Annotated in this window: 16 protein-coding genes; 4 read left to right on the plus strand and 12 right to left on the minus strand. The window is 61.3% G+C overall.

The genetic code is table 11. The annotated features are described in order from the left end of the window. Positions 1-18: 18 nt before the first annotated feature. The gene (locus tag ACN6KF_RS09325; protein WP_434956581.1) at positions 19-171 is read right to left on the minus strand and encodes a hypothetical protein; all 153 of its coding nucleotides are present in this window, start codon (positions 169-171) and stop codon (positions 19-21) included. A gap of 81 nt (positions 172-252) precedes the next feature. Between ACN6KF_RS09325 and ACN6KF_RS09330 the strand changes: the two genes are divergently transcribed. Continuing rightward, positions 253-900: a TetR/AcrR family transcriptional regulator gene (locus ACN6KF_RS09330; protein WP_434956582.1), complete on the plus strand. Its 648-nt coding sequence runs from the start codon at positions 253-255 to the stop codon at positions 898-900. Between the two features lie 995 nt (positions 901-1895). On the opposite strand, the gene ACN6KF_RS09335 is transcribed toward ACN6KF_RS09330, so the two are convergent. Beyond that, positions 1896-2672, minus strand: coding sequence for an SDR family oxidoreductase (locus ACN6KF_RS09335; RefSeq protein WP_434959642.1), 777 nt, complete (start codon positions 2670-2672; stop codon positions 1896-1898). Between the two features lie 38 nt (positions 2673-2710). Then, positions 2711-3040: a nuclear transport factor 2 family protein gene (locus ACN6KF_RS09340; RefSeq protein ID WP_434956583.1), complete on the minus strand. Its 330-nt coding sequence runs from the start codon at positions 3038-3040 to the stop codon at positions 2711-2713. Between the two features lie 136 nt (positions 3041-3176). Here ACN6KF_RS09340 and ACN6KF_RS09345 point away from each other — a divergent pair, with 136 nt between their 5' ends. Then, positions 3177-4076 carry a LysR family transcriptional regulator gene (locus ACN6KF_RS09345; protein ID WP_434956584.1) on the plus strand — a complete coding sequence of 300 codons (900 nt, stop codon included), beginning with the start codon at positions 3177-3179 and terminating at the stop codon, positions 4074-4076. Positions 4077-4196: 120 nt separating this feature from the next. On the opposite strand, the gene guaA is transcribed toward ACN6KF_RS09345, so the two are convergent. From guaA to ACN6KF_RS09375, 6 genes are all read right to left on the minus strand, one after another. Further along, entirely contained in the window at positions 4197-5747 is a 1551-nt protein-coding gene (gene guaA, locus ACN6KF_RS09350) for a glutamine-hydrolyzing GMP synthase (RefSeq protein ID WP_434956585.1), read from the minus strand. 212 nt (positions 5748-5959) lie between these two features. Beyond that, positions 5960-7264, minus strand: a complete 1305-nt coding sequence (locus ACN6KF_RS09355; protein WP_434956586.1) for an RsmB/NOP family class I SAM-dependent RNA methyltransferase — start codon at positions 7262-7264, stop codon at positions 5960-5962. Between the two features lie 3 nt (positions 7265-7267). Then, positions 7268-7690 carry an MAPEG family protein gene (locus ACN6KF_RS09360; RefSeq protein ID WP_434956587.1) on the minus strand — a complete coding sequence of 141 codons (423 nt, stop codon included), beginning with the start codon at positions 7688-7690 and terminating at the stop codon, positions 7268-7270. After that, positions 7690-9186 (minus strand): IMP dehydrogenase, encoded by a 1497-nt coding sequence (gene guaB / locus ACN6KF_RS09365; RefSeq protein WP_434956588.1) that lies wholly within the window; start codon positions 9184-9186, stop codon positions 7690-7692. Before guaB ends, ACN6KF_RS09360 begins: the two co-directional genes overlap by 1 nt. A 227-nt stretch (positions 9187-9413) precedes the next feature. Further along, positions 9414-10631 carry an LL-diaminopimelate aminotransferase gene (locus tag ACN6KF_RS09370; RefSeq protein WP_434956589.1) on the minus strand — a complete coding sequence of 406 codons (1218 nt, stop codon included), beginning with the start codon at positions 10629-10631 and terminating at the stop codon, positions 9414-9416. Positions 10632-10766: 135 nt separating this feature from the next. Continuing rightward, complete coding sequence (locus tag ACN6KF_RS09375; RefSeq protein ID WP_434956590.1) at positions 10767-11144, minus strand: hypothetical protein; 378 nt, start codon at positions 11142-11144, stop codon at positions 10767-10769. A 164-nt stretch (positions 11145-11308) separates the two neighbouring features. Between ACN6KF_RS09375 and ACN6KF_RS09380 the strand changes: the two genes are divergently transcribed. Both ACN6KF_RS09380 and ACN6KF_RS09385 read left to right on the plus strand, forming a co-directional pair. Next, positions 11309-13138 carry a PHA/PHB synthase family protein gene (locus tag ACN6KF_RS09380; protein WP_434956591.1) on the plus strand — a complete coding sequence of 610 codons (1830 nt, stop codon included), beginning with the start codon at positions 11309-11311 and terminating at the stop codon, positions 13136-13138. Positions 13139-13277: 139 nt separating this feature from the next. Further along, positions 13278-14942, plus strand: a complete 1665-nt coding sequence (locus ACN6KF_RS09385) for an L-lactate permease (RefSeq protein ID WP_434956592.1) — start codon at positions 13278-13280, stop codon at positions 14940-14942. Between the two features lie 42 nt (positions 14943-14984). Here ACN6KF_RS09385 and ACN6KF_RS09390 read toward each other — a convergent pair whose 3' ends face one another. From ACN6KF_RS09390 to ACN6KF_RS09400, 3 genes are all read right to left on the minus strand, one after another. Next, a complete protein-coding gene (locus tag ACN6KF_RS09390; protein ID WP_434956593.1) occupies positions 14985-15770 on the minus strand; it encodes an inositol monophosphatase family protein in 786 nt (261 codons plus the stop codon). Positions 15771-15823: 53 nt separating this feature from the next. Then, positions 15824-16955 (minus strand): peptide chain release factor 2 gene (prfB, locus tag ACN6KF_RS09395; RefSeq protein ID WP_434956594.1). Its coding sequence is split into 2 segments (ribosomal slippage): positions 15824-16885 and positions 16887-16955, totalling 1131 coding nucleotides; the frame shifts between segments, so codons are not numbered across the junction. A 195-nt stretch (positions 16956-17150) separates the two neighbouring features. Further along, a complete protein-coding gene (locus ACN6KF_RS09400; protein ID WP_434956595.1) occupies positions 17151-19565 on the minus strand; it encodes a penicillin-binding protein 1A in 2415 nt (804 codons plus the stop codon). Positions 19566-19769 lie beyond the last annotated feature (204 nt).

Consider the following 19769-nt stretch of genomic DNA (forward strand, 5'->3'; position numbering starts at 1 on the left):
GAGGGGGTTGGGCTGGGCCTAGCGCGAAATAGCGTCCAGCGATACGCGCTCGAGACGGGCAGCGAGAGCTTCGACAGCGACGAGAAAGCCGCCCATCACTGTGTTGACCGGCCGGACGATGCCGCATTCGATATCGCCGGGCGGCCCGGGGAAACTTGATTTGGAGGACACCTATGCATTCGCTTGCATCTTTTAGATACTATATGGTATCATAAATCATGAATTAGGATACTGTCAAGGACTGGAATTGTTGTGACCGAAAACAGCCAGGGCCGGCGCGGCCGGCCCGCCAACGAGGCGCTTGGCCAAACGATAGTCGACGCCGCGAGCGAACTCTTTGTGGAATTGGGTTTTCAAGCGACGACATTGGACAAGGTCGCCCAGCGAGCGAGGATATCCAAGCTCAGCATCTATCGGCACTTCGAGAACAAGGAGGCGCTGTTCAGCGCGGCCATCGCGGCCCACTGCCATCAGTTTGCACCACAGGCCCTTATTGAGGGCGTCGACGGTTCGGCCGAAGATCAGCTCATGGCAGTGGGAACATCCCTGCTTCGCACGCTGTTGAGCCCGGACGTCCGCAGTGTCGAAGCCCTGATTATGGCCGACAAGACGCAGCAAAAGTCGTTAAGCAAGCTCCATTACGAAGCCGGCCCCGCCTATGTCATCGCCCAAATCGAGGCCCTGTTGCGTCAGTTGCACGCGAAGGCGGTTCTGAACGTGCCCCATCCTCTCCGATCCGCCCGCTTGTTTGCCGCGCTTATCAAAGGATCCGATCTCTTGATTATCGCACGCTTCGATCAGGCGAGAGCAGAGGACGACAACGAAATCGAATCCTTTTGCCGGTCCGCCGTCGCCATGTTCATCGCCGCGCACGGTGGCAACGACCACGCGGGAGGATAAGCATTTGATTGCTCCGGGCAGCTTGCCTGGGACCGTCGTCCATGCGCTTCGTCATGCTGGGCCGGCGCGCGCTGCCGAGCTTGCACAGATCGCAGCACCTCATCTTTCTTCCAACGATAAAAGGACGCCGGCATCCACCGCAGTCCAAGCTCCCGCCTGGATGCGGTCGACGCTTCTCTCCATCGCAGATCCAGCAGCAGTCGGAACAACATCTGATATGTGATGCGACGGCGCCATCCGACGACATGCGATCGGGTCCGGAACATCGACCGGCACCGCAGCCAAAGCTGGAACTATGTATGTCGACAACTAAAGTGCCGTCAGCGCGGAAATGTCATGCTCCGGGCAATTTTCCTTATATATTTCAAAGCATTGACGCGCAGGAAAGTACCGTCAGCGTGATCTGCTACAAGCTGCGAGCCGCGCCAGGCGCTCCGATAAATTTAACGATTTCAATGACTTGATTGGTTTGTCAATTCCATTGATGATGTGCCCCGCGCTATCAGTCTACCCTGCCCGCAAATCATTACATCTTCTGCGAAATTCTACGCCAGGGCCACCTATCATAAATAGTTGATTTCCTTGGTCAAAGTATTTTTCGTGTTTTGGGATGCCGTTGCGTGTGCCGTCAAAATTTCGAGCTATTGATTTCATTGACGATTTTGCAACCTTCCTTGAAGTCGGCGCTTCGAGATCAATCGCTATAATTCGTCCCGTTGGTCGAAGTTTGGCAATTCTTAGGATGGCTACTAGCCCCACAAACTGTGCTTCAGAAATACCTTCAAAACTGCACTTTTGCTAACAAAAATCACGCCAGCAAATACCGTGAGCACATCGCTCGTCCTAAAAATACCGTCGGATTATCGCGCATCTGAAATGCGTGATAATCTAGACCACTTACCTATCTGCCCACCAAGAATGTTCCCCCGCTAATCGCGACAAGCGCCGATCCGCGCCTGCGTAAGACGGTCTTGTCTAGGCCGCCAATTGGGTTTTCAAACTGTCGGCACGGTTCCGCCGTCGATTACATATTCGGTCCCAGTGATGGTGCCTGCACGATCGGACACCAGGAAAGCGATCAGGCTTGCGACTTCCTCCGGTTTCGAGGGCCGACCTATCGGTATCCCGCCGAGCGATTCCATGATCATCTTCTTGCCTTGCTCGACGTCCCCGCCATGGTCCGCGACCAGCCGCGTCGCCAACTGAATGGATGCCTCGGTTTCGATCCAGCCGGGGGACACCCGAACGACGCGGACGCCGTGGGGGGATACCTGCTTTGAAAGGCTCTTGCTGTAAGTCGACAGAGCCGCCTTTGCCGCCGCGTATGCCGTCGTTGCTTCCGGCAGAGGCAGTTCACGTTGGATGGATGTCACGTGGATGACGACGCCGGTGTTGCGCGACACCATGTCTGGAACGAATTCGCGATCCAGGCGAACCGCCGGCATGAGATTTAGATCAAGTTCCTTGCGCCAAATCTCATCGGTCAAAGCCTCGAAACCACCGCTGGGAGCAGAAGAGCCGCCCAACATATGGACGATGATGTCCAAGCCTCCCATTCGCTCCCGTACGGCGGCAGCCAATGCGGCGCAGCCATCGGCGCTGGTCAGATCGGCAGCGACGAATAGCGAGTCAGGCAAGTCCGCGGGCTGGGTGCGTGCCGTCGTCAGCACCTGAGCACTGAGTTCACGAAAGAGCGCGACTGTCGCCGCACCGGCACCGCGCGTGCCGGACGTTATCAACGCCCGTTTCCCCTTCAAGGTAAGAAATGGGATGCCGCTCGTGTCCTTCCTCGGGCTCTGGGCATCTGCGCTCACGGCACAATCTCCAACGCCGCGATCTTTTCGCCCTCCAGAACGAAGAAGTAGCGCAGGTCGACCGGGCTGCCGGGGAAATCGCCGACGAGATGGGCCGTAACGACCGTCCGATCGCCTTCGCGCCCAATCGAGAAAGGTTCGACGATGTAAGTGTATTTTTGGGAAGCACCTGCCTTCCACTGCCGGATCGCACCGCGACCGGCATAGGTATTCCCCTCGTCTCGGACCACCGCATTTTCGGTGAAGCATTGCAAGAGAGCTCCTGCGGCTTGTGCTCGGTCCGCGGCAAAATATTCGGCAATTGTTTTGGGGAGTTCGACAGCCATTGTTCTTCTCCGTCGTGAGTTTGGTCGGGTGGCGGGTCGTTAGCAATCTGCGCTCGACCCTGACGCCAATTTAGAGATGGACGTTGGCGTTGATAATCAGGATAAAGTGTGATGCGACGTTGCGAAAAGCAGGACAATGGCCGGACGTAGTTTGATCCAGTTCGATTCCGTTCTCGTCATTGCTCGCCGGGGCTCGTTCCGGGCGGCGGCGCTGGATCTTGACATGTCGACGACTGCGCTCAGCAACGCCATTGGCAAGCTGGAACGCCAGCTAGGGGTCCGCTTGTTCAACCGAACGACGCGAAGCGTCTCCCTTACCGATGCCGGGCGTAACTTCGTCGATAAGATCGGTCCTGCGCTAAAAGACCTGCACGACGCAATTGAAGGTGCGCGATCACAGCAGGAGACGCCATCGGGAACGCTGCGGATAAATGCCTACGCAACCGCCGCGCGCGAAATCCTGTCGCCGCTGCTTCTGCAGTTCCTTCGCCGCTATCCTGAGGTGCATATCGATCTCGTCACGGAGGGCAGACTTGTCGATATCGTCGCCGATGGCTTCGACATCGGCATCCGGAACGCGGATCTCGTTCCCAGTGACATGATCGCAATCCCGCTGGGACCTCCCCGTCGCTATGCGGTGGTCGCCTCGCCTGCTTACTTCCAGAACAAAGGGAGACCGGATGTTCCTCCCGACCTCGCTGCTCATTCCTGTATCCGCGTCCGGCTACCCAATGGGGCGCTTTACAGGTGGCACTTCGAGAAAGATGGGCAACCGGTCTTGATGGACGTTCACGGCCCGATTACGCTCGATGAGGCGAGCCTTTCGCGGATTGCCGTGTTGGAAGATTTCGGCATTGGCTTCTTCATGGAATCGGACGTTCGCGACGACGTTGCAAGGGGGCGTCTTGTCCGCGTCCTGGAAGATTGGACGCCACCACTTGCGCCACTGTGCCTATACTACCCAAGTCGACGCAATCCCTCGGCAGCGTTCAGAGCGTTCATTGACCTTGCTCGCGAAGTCGCCAATCAAGGATAGCGAATGGAACCATGCCCCGGGGCGACTGTCCGGATCGCCTGTTTTCTTTCGCCTTCTATCAGCAGCAGAGCGATTTCGAAACCGCCGTTTACCGCCGAACACCGCCGTTTCTACTACCTATCACTCCCACTCGATCGTGCCGGGGGGCTTGCTCGTCACGTCGTAGACCACGCGGTTGATGCCCTTCACCTCGTTGATGATGCGGGTCGCGGCCCGGCCGAGGAAGTTCATGTCGAAGGGGAAGAAATCGGCGGTCATGCCGTCGACCGAGGTCACGGCGCGCAGGCCGCAGACGCTGTCATAGGTGCGCCCGTCGCCCATCACGCCCACGGTGCGCACCGGCAGCAGCACGGCGAAGGCCTGCCAGATCTTATCGTAGAGGCCGGCCTTGCGGATCTCGTCGAGATAGATGGCATCGGCCGCACGCAGCGTGTCGAGCTTTTCCCGCGTAATTTCGCCGGGGATGCGGATGGCCAGGCCCGGGCCCGGGAAGGGATGGCGGGCGACGAAGGCTTCCGTGAGGCCGAGTTCACGGCCGAGCGCCCTCACCTCGTCCTTGAAGAGTTCGCGCAGCGGCTCCACCAGCTTCATGTTCATGCGCTCGGGCAGACCGCCGACATTGTGGTGCGACTTGATCGTCACCGAGGGGCCGCCGGAGAAGGAGACGCTTTCGATTACGTCGGGATAGAGTGTGCCCTGGGCCAGGAATTCGGCGCCACCGATCGTGCGCGCCTCCTCCTCGAAGACCTCGATGAAGAGACGGCCGATGGTCTTGCGCTTCACTTCCGGATCGGTGACGCCGGCAAGCTCGCCGAGGAAGCGCTCGGACGCGTCCACATGCACCAGGGGGATGTTGTAGTGCTCGCGGAAGAGGCCGACGACCTGATCGGCTTCCCCGGCCCGCAGCAGGCCGTGGTCGACGAAGACGCAGGTAAGCTGGTCACCGATCGCCTCATGGATGAGCACAGCCGCAACTGAGGAATTGACCCCACCCGACAGGCCGCAGAGCACCCTGCCCTTGCCGACCTGCTTGCGGATCTTCTCGATCATCTCGGCGCGATAGGCCGCCATGGTCCAATCCGACTCGATACCGACGATCTTCTGCACGAAGTTCTTCAGGAGATTGCCGCCATCGGGCGTATGCACCACTTCGGGATGGAACATGGTGGTGTAGTAACGCCGCTCCTCGTTCACCGCGATGGCGAAGGGGGCGTTCTCAGAGGTGCCGACCACCCTGAAACCGGCGGGCAACTGGGTAACCCGGTCGCCATGGCTCATCCACACCGGATAGCGCTTGCCCGGCTCCCAGAAGCCTTCGAACAGTGGGCTCGCCTCGAGGATCTCGACATCGGCGCGGCCGAACTCGGCGGCGTGCCCACCCTCGACCTTGCCCCCGAGTTGGGTTGCCAAAGTCTGCTGGCCATAGCAGATCGCCAGGATCGGCACGCCGGCGTCGAACACAGCCTGCGGTGCGCGGGGGCTGCCCGCCGTCGTCACCGAGGCCGGGCCGCCGGAAAAGATCACGCCCTTCGGCTTCAGCTTCTCGAAAGCCTCGGCGGCGCTCTGGAAGGGATGGATCTCGCAATAGACACCGACTTCGCGCACGCGGCGTGCGATCAGCTGGGTGACTTGCGAACCGAAATCGATGATGAGGATGGCGTTGTGTGTCATGGCAGGGAGGTAGTCGACCTAGGTTTTTGATGCAACCGAAGGAAGGCCAAAATCTTGCAACGTCGCATAGTATTCAGCAAGATTTTGCATAAGATCTTGCGCTGGCGCCAATTCGCGGCGATGAGCGTGAATTGGTGTGCCGGTCTTCACACCGGCAATATAACTCAGGCAAGCACCGCAGTTCCATGCCGGTCTGAAGACCGGCACACCATCTACTTCCTGTGCAGCAGGGCGATAAAAAAACCATCCGTGCCGGAACGATGGGGCGAAAGCTGCAAGCCGGTGCCGCCCGACGAGCTGAAACGCGCGAAAGCCGAGAGCCCCGCGCCCTTGGCCAGTTCCGGCAAGGAGGCAGCGGTGAAATCGGCATGGTCGGCCAGGAAGGCCTTCACCGAGGCATCGTTCTCTTCGGGCAGCACGGAGCAGGTGACGAAGACCAGCCGCCCGCCCGGCTTCACCGCGCGGGCACCGGCCCTGAGCACGGCGGCCTGGTCTTTCTGGCGATCGGCCAGGCTGGAGGGGCGCATGCGCCATTTGGTGTCGGGGCTGCGGCGCCAGGTGCCGCTTCCCGAGCAGGGCGCGTCCACCAGCACCAGATCCATGCGGCCGTCGAGATCGTCGATCGCCAAGGCGCCACCAGATACACGTCCTCTTGGCGTACGGACCTGAACGTTGCGCACACCCGCCCTGGCGAGCCGGTCATGTATCGGCGCCAGGCGGCGCTTGTCGCTGTCGGTGGCGAAGACCTGGCCCTTGTTCTCCATCGCGGCCGCGAATTCCAGCGTCTTGCCGCCGCCGCCGGCACACAGGTCGAGCACCTGCTCGCCGGGTTTCGCCGCCGCGACGAGGCCGGCCAATTGCGAGCCCTCGTCCTGGATCTCGAACCAGCCCTTCTGGAAGCTCTCCTCGGCCTGGACAGCCGGGCTGCGGCCGTCGGCGCCGAGCGGCACGCGCACGCCCCAGCGTGATAGCGGCGTGGCGCTGGCGCCAAGAGGCTCCAGTTCGGCGAGCAGCTTGTCCCGCGAAGTCTTCAGCGTGTTGACGCGCAGATCCACCGGCGCGCGTTCGGCCAGGGCCCGCCCCTCCGCGATCGCATCCTCCCCGAAAGCCGCCTCGAAGGAAGGCCAGAGCCAGCGTGGCACGTCCGCCTGGATGTCCGGCTCGGCATCGGCCAGCTTGCGTCCGGCCAGCGCCTTGCGCTCGTCATCTGTCAACGGCTCTGGCGCGAAGCGCTCGCCGGTGAACAGCGCGTCGAGCGTTTCGATCGTCTCTCCGCGCTGCAAAACCAGCATGCCGATCAGCGAGGCGCGTGGTGTCTCGCTGTCCATCAGCCAGCGCGCCGAGGCGCGGCGGCGCAAGGTGTCATAGACCAGTCCCGCCAGCGCGGCACGGTCGCCGGAACCGGCGAAGCGATGCGAGAGCCCCCAGTCCTTGAGCACATCGGCAGCAGGACGGCGGCGGGCCTCGATATCGGCGAGAATTTCGAAGGCGGCGGAAATGCGGGCAGCAGGGATCATCGATCAGGCGCCTGTGTAAACTTTGAAGGCAAAAAGCAACCAGGCAAGGATCAGCGCCGCCACACCGACGGAATAAGCCCGGAAACGAAACTTTACGCGATTGGACGTGATGTGAATGCCCGCATGCACATAGCGCGAAACCACGAAGATCCAGGCAAGCACGACGAAGAAGATATCCGTGGCATGCGTGATCAATTCCAGGGCGGTGATCGCATAGAACAATACCGGGATCTGGAACTGATTGTCGAAGCTGCTGCTCACCTGCAGTGGCAGCTTGGGCCAAGCGCGCCCGTTGAGCCGCACATCATCAAGGTCGATACCTCCTTGACGCAAGGCCGCAGCCCGAACCATGCCGAGGCGAAACAACAATGCGAATGTCAGCAGGACCTGCAGGAAGACGGGCGTGAGAACGGCTGCAATCGACATCAGTTGCGGCCGGGATAGTTCGGGCTCTCGCGGGTGATGGTCACGTCATGCACATGGCTTTCGCGCAGGCCGGCATTCGAGATGCGTACGAAGCGCGCGCGCTCCTGGAAATCGGCGATCGTCTCGGCGCCGACATATCCCATCGAGGCGCGCAAGCCCCCGGCGAGCTGGTGCAGCACGGCTGAGACCGGACCCTTGTAAGCAACCTGGCCTTCGATTCCTTCCGGCACGAGCTTCATCGAATCCTTGATGTCGGCCTGGAAATAGCGGTCGGCCGAGCCGGCGGACATGGCACCGATCGAGCCCATGCCGCGATAGGATTTGTAGGAGCGGCCCTGATAGAGATAGACCTCGCCGGGCGTCTCGTCGGTACCGGCCAGCATCGAGCCGACCATTGCGACCGAAGCGCCGGCCGCGATCGCCTTGGCGAAATCGCCGGAGGTCTTGATGCCGCCGTCGGCGATCACCGGTACGTCATGCTCGCGCGCCGCATTGGCCGAGTCGATGATGGCGGTGAGCTGCGGCACGCCGACGCCCGCCACGATGCGGGTGGTGCAGATCGAGCCCGGACCGATGCCGACCTTGATGGAATCGGCCCCCGCACCGATCAGGGCGCGGGTCGCCTCGCCGGTGGCGACATTACCGGCAACCACCTGCACCGAATTGGACTGGCGCTTGATGCGCGCGACCGCGTCGAGCACCTTCTGCGAATGGCCATGGGCGGTATCGACCACGATCATGTCGACGCCGGCATCGATCAGCATTTCGGAGCGGGCATGGCCGCCATCGCCGACGGTGGAGGCGGCGGCAACGCGCAGGCGTCCCTCACCGTCCTTGCAGGCGTTGGGATGCAGCGTCGCCTTCTCGATGTCCTTGACGGTCATCAGGCCGACGCAGCGATAATCCTCGTCGACCACCACCAGTTTCTCGATGCGGAACTGATGCAGCAAGCGCTTGGCCTCTTCCTGCTCCACGCCGGTCTTCACCGTGATCAGGCGTTCCTTGGTCATCAGTTCGGCCACGGGCTGGTCGAGCTTGTCGGCAAAACGCACGTCGCGATTGGTGAGGATACCGACCAGGATGCCGGGTACGCCCGGCGCTGCGCCGGTGACAATCGGGATGCCGGAGATGCGATGGCGCTTCATCAGGGCCAGCGCATCGGCCAGCGTCGCTTCCGGCGGGATGGTGATCGGGTTCACCACCATACCGCTCTCGAAACGCTTGACCTGGCGGACCTGCTCGGCCTGCTCTTCGGGGGTAAGGTTGCGGTGGATCACGCCGATGCCGCCATTCTGCGCCATGGCGATCGCCATGTTCGCCTCGGTTACCGTGTCCATGGCCGAAGCCAGCAACGGCAGATTGACCGAGATGGAACGGGTGACGCGCGAACGGATGTCGGCCTGAGCCGGCAACACTTCGGAATGTCCGGGTGTCAGCAGCACGTCGTCAAAGGTAAGCGCTTCAGGAAAAAGCGATAAATCAACGATGCGTGTCATTGCCAACTCTCAATCAGGAAAAGCAGAATTGATCCGGCTTCGGGGGGCAGGAATTCGTTCCGCCGGAGCTGGGTTGGCGCGATCGTTTACCATTTGAAATCGACAAGGGAAAGACGGGCAGCCGTCTTTTTACTGCCTGTCAGCCATGCATTTTTCGTCGTGAGAGGAAATTTCGGTGTGCCGGTCCTCTCAGCTCCGTCGATGTGGAGCAGGACCGGCACACCGCATCACGCTGATTTCGTCAGAGGCAGCACATTGTGCAGGGTCTGGTCGGCGCCATCCATGAACTTACGGATATTGCGCGCCGCCTGGCGGATGCGCTGCTCGTTCTCCACGAAGGCGATGCGCACGAAATCGTCACCATGCTCGCCGAAGCCGATACCGGGCGCGACCGCAACAGACGCCTTCTCGATCAGGAGCTTGGAGAACTCGACCGAGCCCAATTCCTTGAACTTGGGCGGAATCGGCGCCCAGGCAAACATCGAAGCCGGCGGGATCGGCACTTCCCAGCCGGCGCGGGCGAAGCTTTCGACCAGGGCATCGCGACGCTTGCGATAGGTCTCGCGCATCTCGGCGATGCAATCTTCCGGACCGTTCAGCGCCGCGGCCGCCGCGACCTGGATCGGCGTATAGGCGCCGTAGTCGAGATAGGATTTCACGCGGGCGAGCGCGGCGCAGAGCCGCTCATTGCCGACGGCAAAGCCCATGCGCCATCCCGCCATCGAGAAAGTCTTGGACAGGGTGGTGAATTCGACCGCAACATCCATCGCGCCCGGGATCTGCAGCACGGAGGGTGTCGGCTCCGAGCCGAAATAGATTTCCGAATAGGCAAGATCCGAGAGCACGAACAATTCATGCGTCTTGGCGAAGGCGATCAGGTCCCGATAGAAATCGAGGCTGGCGACGCAGGCCGTGGGATTGGCGGGATAGGAGACGATCACCGCGATCGGCTTGGGGATCGAGTGCTTCACCGCTCGCTCGGCCGAGCGGAAGAAATCCTCGTTCGGCTCGGCCGGAACCGAGCGGATGACGCCACCCGCCATCAGGAAGCCGAAAGCGTGGATCGGGTAGGACGGATTGGGGCACAGCACCACGTCGCCGGGCGCGGTGATGGCGGTCGCCATATTGGCGAAGCCTTCCTTGGACCCCAGCGTGGCGACGACCTGGGTATCGGGATTGAGCTTCACGCCGAAGCGGCGGGCATAGTAATTGGCCTGGGCCTTGCGCAGGCCCGGAATGCCCTTGGAGGCCGAATAGCGATTGGTGCGCGGCTTCTGGGCCGTTTCGATCAGCTTGTCAGTGATGAATTTCGGCGTCGGCAGATCGGGGTTGCCCATGCCCAGGTCGATGATATCTGCCCCCTGCCCGCGTGCTGCCGCCTTTACCCGGTTGACCTGCTCGAAGACATAGGGCGGCAAACGGCGGGTTGAGTAAAAGTCGGACATGACGATGCTTTCGCGCGACGGCGCATTCAGGGTTACGGGGAGCGAACCTCTAAATCATTTCGATGAATGATGGCAAAAGAAATGCCAAAAATCTGCGCCAATCGTGAAAATCGATCTACGGCAGCACGATATCGATCATTGCGGTGGGAAGAAGCCGACATGCTTGCGCTGCGACGGGGGAACACGCTTTGAGGCTACCTTGCGGTTGGCCTGTGAACGCGCCTTGAGTTCCTCAGGACTGGGCTGCCGCCCCGGTGTCGCCAGCAGGCTGGCTTCCAGTGCCTTGCGCTCGCTCATGGACAGGATCTGGTCGCCGCGGGGCGGCGGCAGCGCGCCGATCCTGGGATAGGCGTTGGGTTGGCTCACGCGGGACTGAGTGACGAAAGGCTGGGGCGTCGGCAACGGACCCGAGGTCAGCCCGAAGCGCTTGCTGGTCTGGCCAGAGCCCCCGGCACAGCTTGCAAGCCCGATGCCGGCCAAGACGGCGACGACGAGGAAGGAATGGATCCGCATGACGTTCTCGCAATTTCTCCCCCTCTTATAGAGCGCCGGCCGATCGGCAAACAGGGAAAATCGATGAAATCAACGTCATGGTTCACAAAGCCATGCGAAGAAGCATTCACAGGAAGGAAAAACATGTTCTAATGAAGGGCCGTGAGAAGCCAAGAAGGGACGCGATGAAGAACGACAAAACCGCCAATCCGCCCCCCTCAGCCGAAACCGTGGCAGCTTTCGGACCGGTCGATATCGAGGTGCTCGCCCGCAATATGGGCCGAGCCGTGGAAGAAGGCGGCAAGGCTCTGGCGGCCTATCTGCGCCCGCGGGAGGATGGCAGGGTCAAGAGCGACATCACCGAGGAAGTCACCGACGCCGTCAATTCCATCGGCCATCTCGCCCAATATTGGCTGTCCGATCCGCAGCGCGCGATGCAGGCCCAGACCAGCCTTGCCAGCGGCTTCATGTCCCTCTGGACCTCCTCGTTGCAGCGCATGGCCGGCGAGGAAGCCAAGCCTGTGGCGGAGCCTGACCCGAAAGATGCACGCTTTCGCGATCCCGAATGGAGCCAGAACCAATATTTCGACCTGCTCAAGCAGGCCTATCTGATCACCAGCCGCTGGGCGGAAAAATTGGTGCACGAGGCCGACGGGCTCGAGCCTCGCATGCGCCACAAGGCCGATTTCTATGTCCGGCAGGTCTCGGCCGCGATCTCGCCGAGCAATTTCATCGCCACCAATCCTGCGCTCATCCGCGACACGCTGGCCGAGAACGGCGAAAACCTGGTGCGCGGCCTGGAGATGTTGAAGGAGGATATCGACGCCGGCGAGGGCGAGCTGAAGATCCGTCAATCCGACACCTCGAAATTCGAGGTGGGCGTCAATCTCGCCACCACACCGGGCAAGGTGGTGTTCCGCAATGCCACCATGGAGTTGCTGCAATATACGCCGACCACGGCCGACGTGTTGAAGCGACCCATCCTGATCTGTCCGCCCTGGATCAACAAATTCTACGTCCTCGACCTGACGCCCGAAAAGAGCTTCATCAAATGGTGCGTCGACCAGGGCCTGACCGTCTTCGTGATCTCCTGGGTGAACCCGGACGAAAAGCAGCGCAACAAGGGCTTCCTCGAATATATGAAGGAAGGTCCGGTCACCGCCCTCGACGAGATCGGCAAGATCACTGGTGAGAAGGAAGTTTCCGCCATCGGCTACTGCGTCGGCGGCACCTTGCTGTCGGTGACGCTGGCCTGGCTGGCCGCCAAGGGCGACACACGCATCGCATCCGCCACCTTGTTCGCTACGCAGGTCGATTTTGACAAGGCTGGAGATCTCAAGGTCTTCGCCGATGAGGACCATATCCAATGGATCGAGAAAACCATGGCCGAGCACGGCTATTTTCCCGGTTCCAAGATGGCGGCCGCTTTCAACATGCTGCGCAGCCAGGAATTGATCTGGCCTTATCTCGTCAACAATTACATGCGCGGCAAGCAACCTACCCCGTTCGACTTGCTCTACTGGAATGCGGATGCCACCCGCATGCCCGAAAAGAACCACTCCTTCTATCTGCGTAATTGCTATCTGGAGAACAACCTCACGCGCGGGCGCATGACGGTGGGTGACGAGACCCTCGACCTCAAGAAGGTCAAGATCCCGATCTACGAACTGGCCACGCGCGAAGACCACATCGCCCCGCCCAATTCCGTGTTCATCGGAGCGCAGGCCTTTGGCGGGCCGGTGCGCTATGTCCTGTCCGGCTCTGGCCACATCGCCGGCGTGGTGAACCCGCCGGCCCGCAAGAAGTACCAATACTGGCTGGGCGGCCCCACCACGGGCAGCTATGAGGACTGGCTGGAGGGAGCCACCGAACACCCCGGCTCCTGGTGGCCGGACTGGCTGACCTGGCTGAAGAAGCAGGCGCCCGAGGAAGTCCCCGCCGACAAGCGCAAGCCTGGCGGACGTCGCAAGCCACTCGGCGATGCCCCCGGCAGCTATGTGCGTGTGAAGTCTTAAGGCGAACCGAGACGGATCATGCGGCCCCGCGCATGTAGCAGGGCCGCATCTGAATACCTGTCTTGATTTTACGGTCAAATCGTCCGACGTTCCACATGGCATACCCCAACGATACAAGTCGTAATCGGGAAGCCCTGACATGTGGAATCAGACTTACAACCCCCTCGGCAACGAAGTACTTTCCACCATAGCGGCCGCCATCCCCGCGGTAACCTTGCTAGTTCTGATCGCCAGCGGCAAGGTCAAAGCCCATATCGCGGCGGTGGTCGCCCTCATCGCCGCAAATCTCATCACGGTCTTCATCTTTACCATGCCCGCGGGCCTGTCGATCCGTGCCTCCCTGCTCGGCGTCGTCACCGGGTTCTTCCCGATCGGGTGGATCGTTCTCAACGTGATCTACCTCTACCGCATCACCGTCGAAAGCGGCCGGTTCGAACTCCTGCAGCGGGCCATCGGTGGTGTCACCGAAGACCGCCGCCTGCAATTGCTGCTGATCGCCTTCTCCTTCGGTGCCTTTTTCGAAGGGGCATCCGGCTTCGGCACGCCCGTTGCCATCACCGGCGCGATCCTGATCGGCCTCGGCTTCTCGCCTCTGGCGGCTTCCGGCCTGTCATTGATCGCCAACACCGCACCGGTCGCCTACGGCGCCTTGGGCACGCCGATTCAGGGACTGGCATCGGTGACCGGGCTCGATCCCTATATGCTGGGCGCCATGGTCGGCAGGCAATTGCCCCTGTTCTCCCTGATCGTGCCCTTCTGGGTCATCGGAGCCTTCGCCGGGTGGCGCGGCATGATCGGCGTATGGCCGGCGATCCTGGTCACCGGCATCTCTTTCGCCGTGCCGCAATTCCTGATCTCCAACTACATCAATCCCTGGATCGTCGACATCGGCGCCTCGCTGATTTCGATGGGCTGCCTGATCCTCTTCCTCAAGGTCTGGCAGCCGAAAGAGCTCTGGCTCTCGCCGGCCCTGCGCAGCAACGACCCCTCGGCAAATCTGGCAAGGCCTCGCACGGAGGCCGATCGCGCCGCCTTGACCCAGAAGCAGCTCTGGGGTGCCCTGCTTCCCTGGATCCTGGTTTGCATCTTCATGCTGATCTGGGGCACCGGGGCCTTCAAGACCTGGGCCAACGCCATCTTCTCCTGGAACTACCAGGTGCCTGACCTTCACAATCAGATCAGCAGGGTGGCGCCCGTCGTCCCCAAACCCACGCCGGAAAGCGCGATCTTCTCCTTCACCTATCTGTCCTTCACGGGCACGGGCATGCTCCTGGCAGCCCTCGTGTCCGGCCTGCTGATGGGTTTTTCGCCCGCCAAGCTCATCGTCGAATATGGCCGCACCATCAAGGTGTGCGCGATCTCGCTGATCACTATCTCGGCCATGCTCGCGATCGGCACGCTGACACGCCTGTCCGGCGTCGACGCCACCCTTGGTCTCGCCTTTGCGGCGACGGGCGTGTTCTATCCCTTCTTTGGAACGTTGCTCGGCTGGCTCGGTGTCGCACTGACCGGCTCGGACACCTCCTCCAACGTGCTGTTCGGCAACCTGCAGAAGATCACCTCGCAGCAATTGGGCCTGTCACCGGTGCTGATGGCAGCCGCCAATTCCTCCGGCGGCGTGATGGGCAAGATGATCGATGCACAATCGATCGTCGTGGCCTCTACCGCGACCAATTGGTATGGGCATGAAGGCACGATCCTGCGCTACGTCTTCCTGCACTCGATCATTCTGGCCTGCCTCGTCGGCCTGTTCGTGACCCTGCAAGCCTATGTCTATCCCTTCACCGCCATGGTGCTGGGATGACATATTCCCCAGGCCGGGATGAGAGCCGGCCTGAATCTCGCTTCAGCCGAGCACTTCCACGAGCGCCGGATAGATCGCCGGCCCTCCCGCGATGATGGCGTTGCCCTGCACCAGGCCGTCACCGGCAAGGAAATCGTTGGTCTGGCCGCCGCCGGCGCGGATGATGGCGATGGCGCCGAGGCAATCCCAGGAGTTGATGTGGGATTCGACATAGCCGAGCAGGCGGCCGCAGGCGACATAACACAGGCACAGCGCGCCCGAACCGTTGCGCTGATACATGCCGCCCGCTTCGAGCAACCGCGCCAGCACGGCCAGAACTTCGCTCGGCTTGATGCGGTTGTTGTAGCCGACGCTGACCACGCCTTCGCTGAGAGCACTACCCTTGTGAGGAGCGATCGGCCGGCCATTGAGCGTGGCCGACGCGATCAGCCCGCCGGCGAACAGTTCATCGTCCTTGGGCGCGTAGACGAGCCCGAACTGCAATGCGCCATCATAGACGAATGCGATCGACACGCACCAGGAAGACAAGCCGCTCAGGAAAGGCTGGGTGCCGTCGATAGGATCGACGACCCAGATGCCGCGCCTGTCCCCAATGCCGCTCGGCCCGGTTTCCTCGCCGAAGAAGCCATCGTCCGGATAGGATTCGGCGATACGCTTCTTGATCAGCAGCTCGGTCTGCAGGTCGGCCTCGCTGACCACGTCCTGCAATCCCTTGCTCTTCACCGTCAGGCTGCCTAGCTCGTTGAAATAGCCGAGCGCCAGGGCACCGGCCTCCTTGATCAGGCCGTGGGCAAAGGAGTAGCGCTGATAGATCGGATCGGAACTCATCTCTAACGTGCTCTATTCAAAAGAAAAAGCCGGAGCGCAGCTCCGGCTTCTCACTAGTCGATGTCTTCGACCGCGTCGGGCCCGCCGCCATAGACGCGCTGGGCCAGGGCGGACTTCATGAAATCGTCGAGGTCGCCGTCCAGCACGTCGCCGGGCGTACCCGAAGTGTAGCCCGTGCGGGTGTCCTTCACCATCTGATAGGGCTGCAGGACATAGGAACGGATCTGGTGGCCCCAGCCGATGTCGGTCTTGCCGGCATGGGTCGCCATTGCCGCTTCCTCGCGCTTCTTGAGCTCCGCCTCGTAGAGGCGCGCCTTCAGCATGGCCCAGGCCGTCGCACGGTTCTTGTGCTGCGAACGATCCTGCTGGCAGGCCACCACGATGCCCGAGGGATTGTGGGTGATGCGTACAGCCGAATCCGTCCGGTTGACGTGCTGACCACCGGCGCCGGAGGCGCGATAGGTATCGATGCGGCAATCGGACTCGTTGATCTCGATGTTGATCGAGTCGTCGATCACCGGATAGACCCAGACGCTGGCGAAAGACGTGTGCCGGCGTGCGTTGGAATCATAGGGCGAAATGCGCACGAGGCGATGCACGCCCGACTCCACCTTGGCCCAGCCATAAGCCTTGGTGCCCTTCACCAGGATGGTGGCCGATTTGATACCGGCGGTTTCCCCGTCCGTGAAGTCCATCAACTCGACCTTGAAACGGTGCCGCTCGCCCCAGCGCGTATACATGCGCAGGAGCATATTGGCCCAGTCCTGGCTCTCGGTGCCGCCGGCTCCGGAGTTGATTTCGATATAGGTATCGTTGTTGTCGGCTTCACCGGAGAACAAAGCCTCGAATTGCCGTTCGACGACCTCTTTCTTGAGCGCGGTCAGGGCGATCTCCGCCTCGTCGACGATCGACTCGTCGCCATCGGCCTCGCCGAGCTCGGCGAGCTCGAGCGTCTCATCCAGATCCTTCTCGATGCGCACGAGAGCAGACAGCCGATCATCGAGATCGGTGCGCTCACGCATCAGCTTCTGTGCCTTCTCGGCGTCGTTCCAGAAGTCAGGTTGTTCGGAGAGGTGGTTCAGTTCTTGCAGGCGGGCGTAGGAGGTATCCCAGTCAAAGATGCCTCCTCAGCAGTCCAGCAGACTGCTTGATTTCGTCCGCCAAGGACAGGATTTCAGCGCGCATGAATGAATCGCTCGTTCGGGATTGCTAGAGTAAAGCGCGTTCAAGTGTGAACGCTTATTTGCTCTAATTCTTTGTTTCCAAGCCAATCCAACGGATTGGCTAGAGCGTCTTTGTGATTCTAGATGATTCCGTCAAATCGCAAAACGCTCTAGTCGGGCTTCATATAGGCAAGCTACCGGGTGAGGGAAAGGACAATCAGTAGAGATCGCCCGTCCCCATCGAGACGGGCCCGCCACCACCGCCCTCCGAGCCACCGCCGGAGCCGATGACGGTGTAGTTGTCGGGCGGCGCCGTGCCGGGTTTGAAGGCTTCCAGAATGGCACCGCCGCCATCGGAGCGCATGCCGGTCTTGCGGTCGATGCGGATCAGCTTGATGCCGGGCGGCACGCGGAAGGGCACCGGCGCCTTGTCCGCCAGGGCGGCCTTCATGAAGGAGCCGAAGATCGGCCCGGAGAGACTGCCGCCGGTGACACCATTGCCGATATGGCGCGGTGTGTCGTAGCCGACATAAAGACCGCAGACCAAATCGGGCGAATAGCCCATAAACCAGGCATCCTTCTCATCGTTGGTGGTGCCTGTCTTGCCGGCGATCGGGCGATTGAGCGAACGCAGCGACTGGGCCGTGCCGTGCTGAATAACGCCTTCCAGCATGGAAGTGACCTGATAGGCCGTCATCGGATCGAGCACCTGTTCGCGCGGATCGAGCAGATGCGGTTCGTCCTGGTTGCTCCAGGCATCGGCATTGCAGCCCTGGCAGATGCGCTCGTCATGCCTGTAGATGGTCTTGCCCCAGCGGTCCTGGATGCGGTCGATCAGGGTCGGCTTGATCAGGCGCCCGCCATTTTCGAGCATGCCATAGCCGGCGACCATGCGCATCACCGTGGTGTTGCCAGCCCCAAGCGCGCCAGACAGGTAAGGCGGAAGATCGTCATAGACGCCGAAGCGTCGCGCATATTCAGCGATCAGTGGCATGCCCACGTCCTGGGCGAGACGCACCGTCATGACGTTTCGCGAATATTCGATGCCGAAGCGCAGCGTCTGGGGGCCGTAGAACCTGTTGCTGTAATTGGAGGGGCGCCAGGTCTCGCCATTGCCCTGGTTGATCTCGATCGGCGCGTCCATGACCACCGAGGCCGGCGTGTAGCCATTGTCGATGGCGGTGGCATAGACGAAGGGCTTGAAGGAAGAACCGGGCTGGCGCTGCGCCTGGGTGGCGCGATTGAACTCGCTCTGATCGAAGGAGAAGCCGCCGACCATCGCGAGCACGCGGCCGGTATAGGGGTCCATTACCACCATGGCGCCGGAGATTTCCGGGATCTGCCGCAAGCGATAGGTGCCATCGGTCTTGGGTTCGACATAGACGATGTCGCCCACCTTCAGGACCTGGCTCACCTTGTTGGCGGCCCGGCCGCGCTGACGTGCCCACTTCACGCCGTCCAAATTGATCGAGCCGGTCGGTCGGTCGGCGGAAATCGAGCCGAACCGGTCCAGTGGCGGCTGCAGGCCGATACGGGCCGAGTTGTCGCCGGCATCCAGAACGATGGCGAGTTGCCAGGGCTTGATATCGCTTAGACGCTTCTCCGCCCCCAGCGTCACGCCCCAATCCTCGCCGAGGTCGACATTCTTGACCGGGCCGCGGAAGCCGCCACGCTCGTCGAAGCGCACCAGCCCCGCCACCATGGCATCACGAGCCAGGCGCTGGAGCTTCGGATCGAGCGTAGTGCGCACGGACAAGCCGCCTTCATAGAGCTTGTCCTCACCATAGCGCTCGGCGATTTCGCGCCGGACCTCCTCGGTGAAATAATTGGCCGCGTAGCTCTGGGCGCCTTCGAAGGAACGCGGCGTCACCGCAAGAGGCTCGGCCTGCGCCTTGCGTCCCTCTTCCTTGGAGATGTAGCCATTGGAAACCATCTGGTCGATCACCCAATTGCGTCGACCGACGGCCGCGTCGTGGTTGCGGATCGGATTGTAGTTGTTCGGCCCCTTCGGAAGAGCGGCGAGATAGGCGACCTGGGCGATGCCGAGTTCGTCGACTGATTTGCCGAAATAATTGAGGGCGGCGGCGGCCACGCCGTAATTGCCCATGCCCAGGTAGATTTCGTTCAAATAAAGCTCGAGGATCTTGTCCTTCGAATAGGTCTGCTCCATCCGCAGGGCCAGGATGGCTTCCTTGATCTTGCGCACGATGTTCTGGTCGGGTGCGAGGAAGAAATTCTTGGCAACCTGTTGCGTGATGGTGGATGCACCCTGCTGGCGGCGGCCCTTATGCGTGACGTTCGCGATCATCGCGCGCAGCACGCCCTTGGGATCGATGCCGACATGATTGTAGAAATCATTGTCCTCCGCCGACATGAAGGCGTGGGTCAGAAGCGGCGGCATCACTTCGATCGGCAGATAAAGGCGGCGCTGGCGCGCATATTCGGCCAGGAGCGCACCATCACCCGCATGCACCCGGGTCATCACCGGCGGTTCGTAATCCTTGAGCGCTGCAGTATCGGGCAGGTCGCGTGTGTTGGCCCAGACATAGAGGGCCACGAACGATCCCCCGACAAGGAACAACATCGATGCCGTTGTGAACAAAAATCCAAGGAACCGAACGAAAAGTCTCATCACAACGCTTTCATCGGCACTATCTTCCCTGCCCTGCCATTGCCGGGTTTGGGCCGAAGCCGTTCGTTTTCACACCGGCAGCCCCGGCACATTCCACTGACGTCTAACATGCCGGGCCAGCCGAACCCAAGGGCGGCGTCCGCACCTGCATGCTTTTGCAGGGCTTTTGTGGAGAAACTGCGGCTCTCCGGCAACATGCCTGTG

This window comes from Labrys methylaminiphilus subsp. lupini (assembly GCF_051161885.1).
GTDB lineage: Bacteria > Pseudomonadota > Alphaproteobacteria > Rhizobiales > Labraceae > Labrys.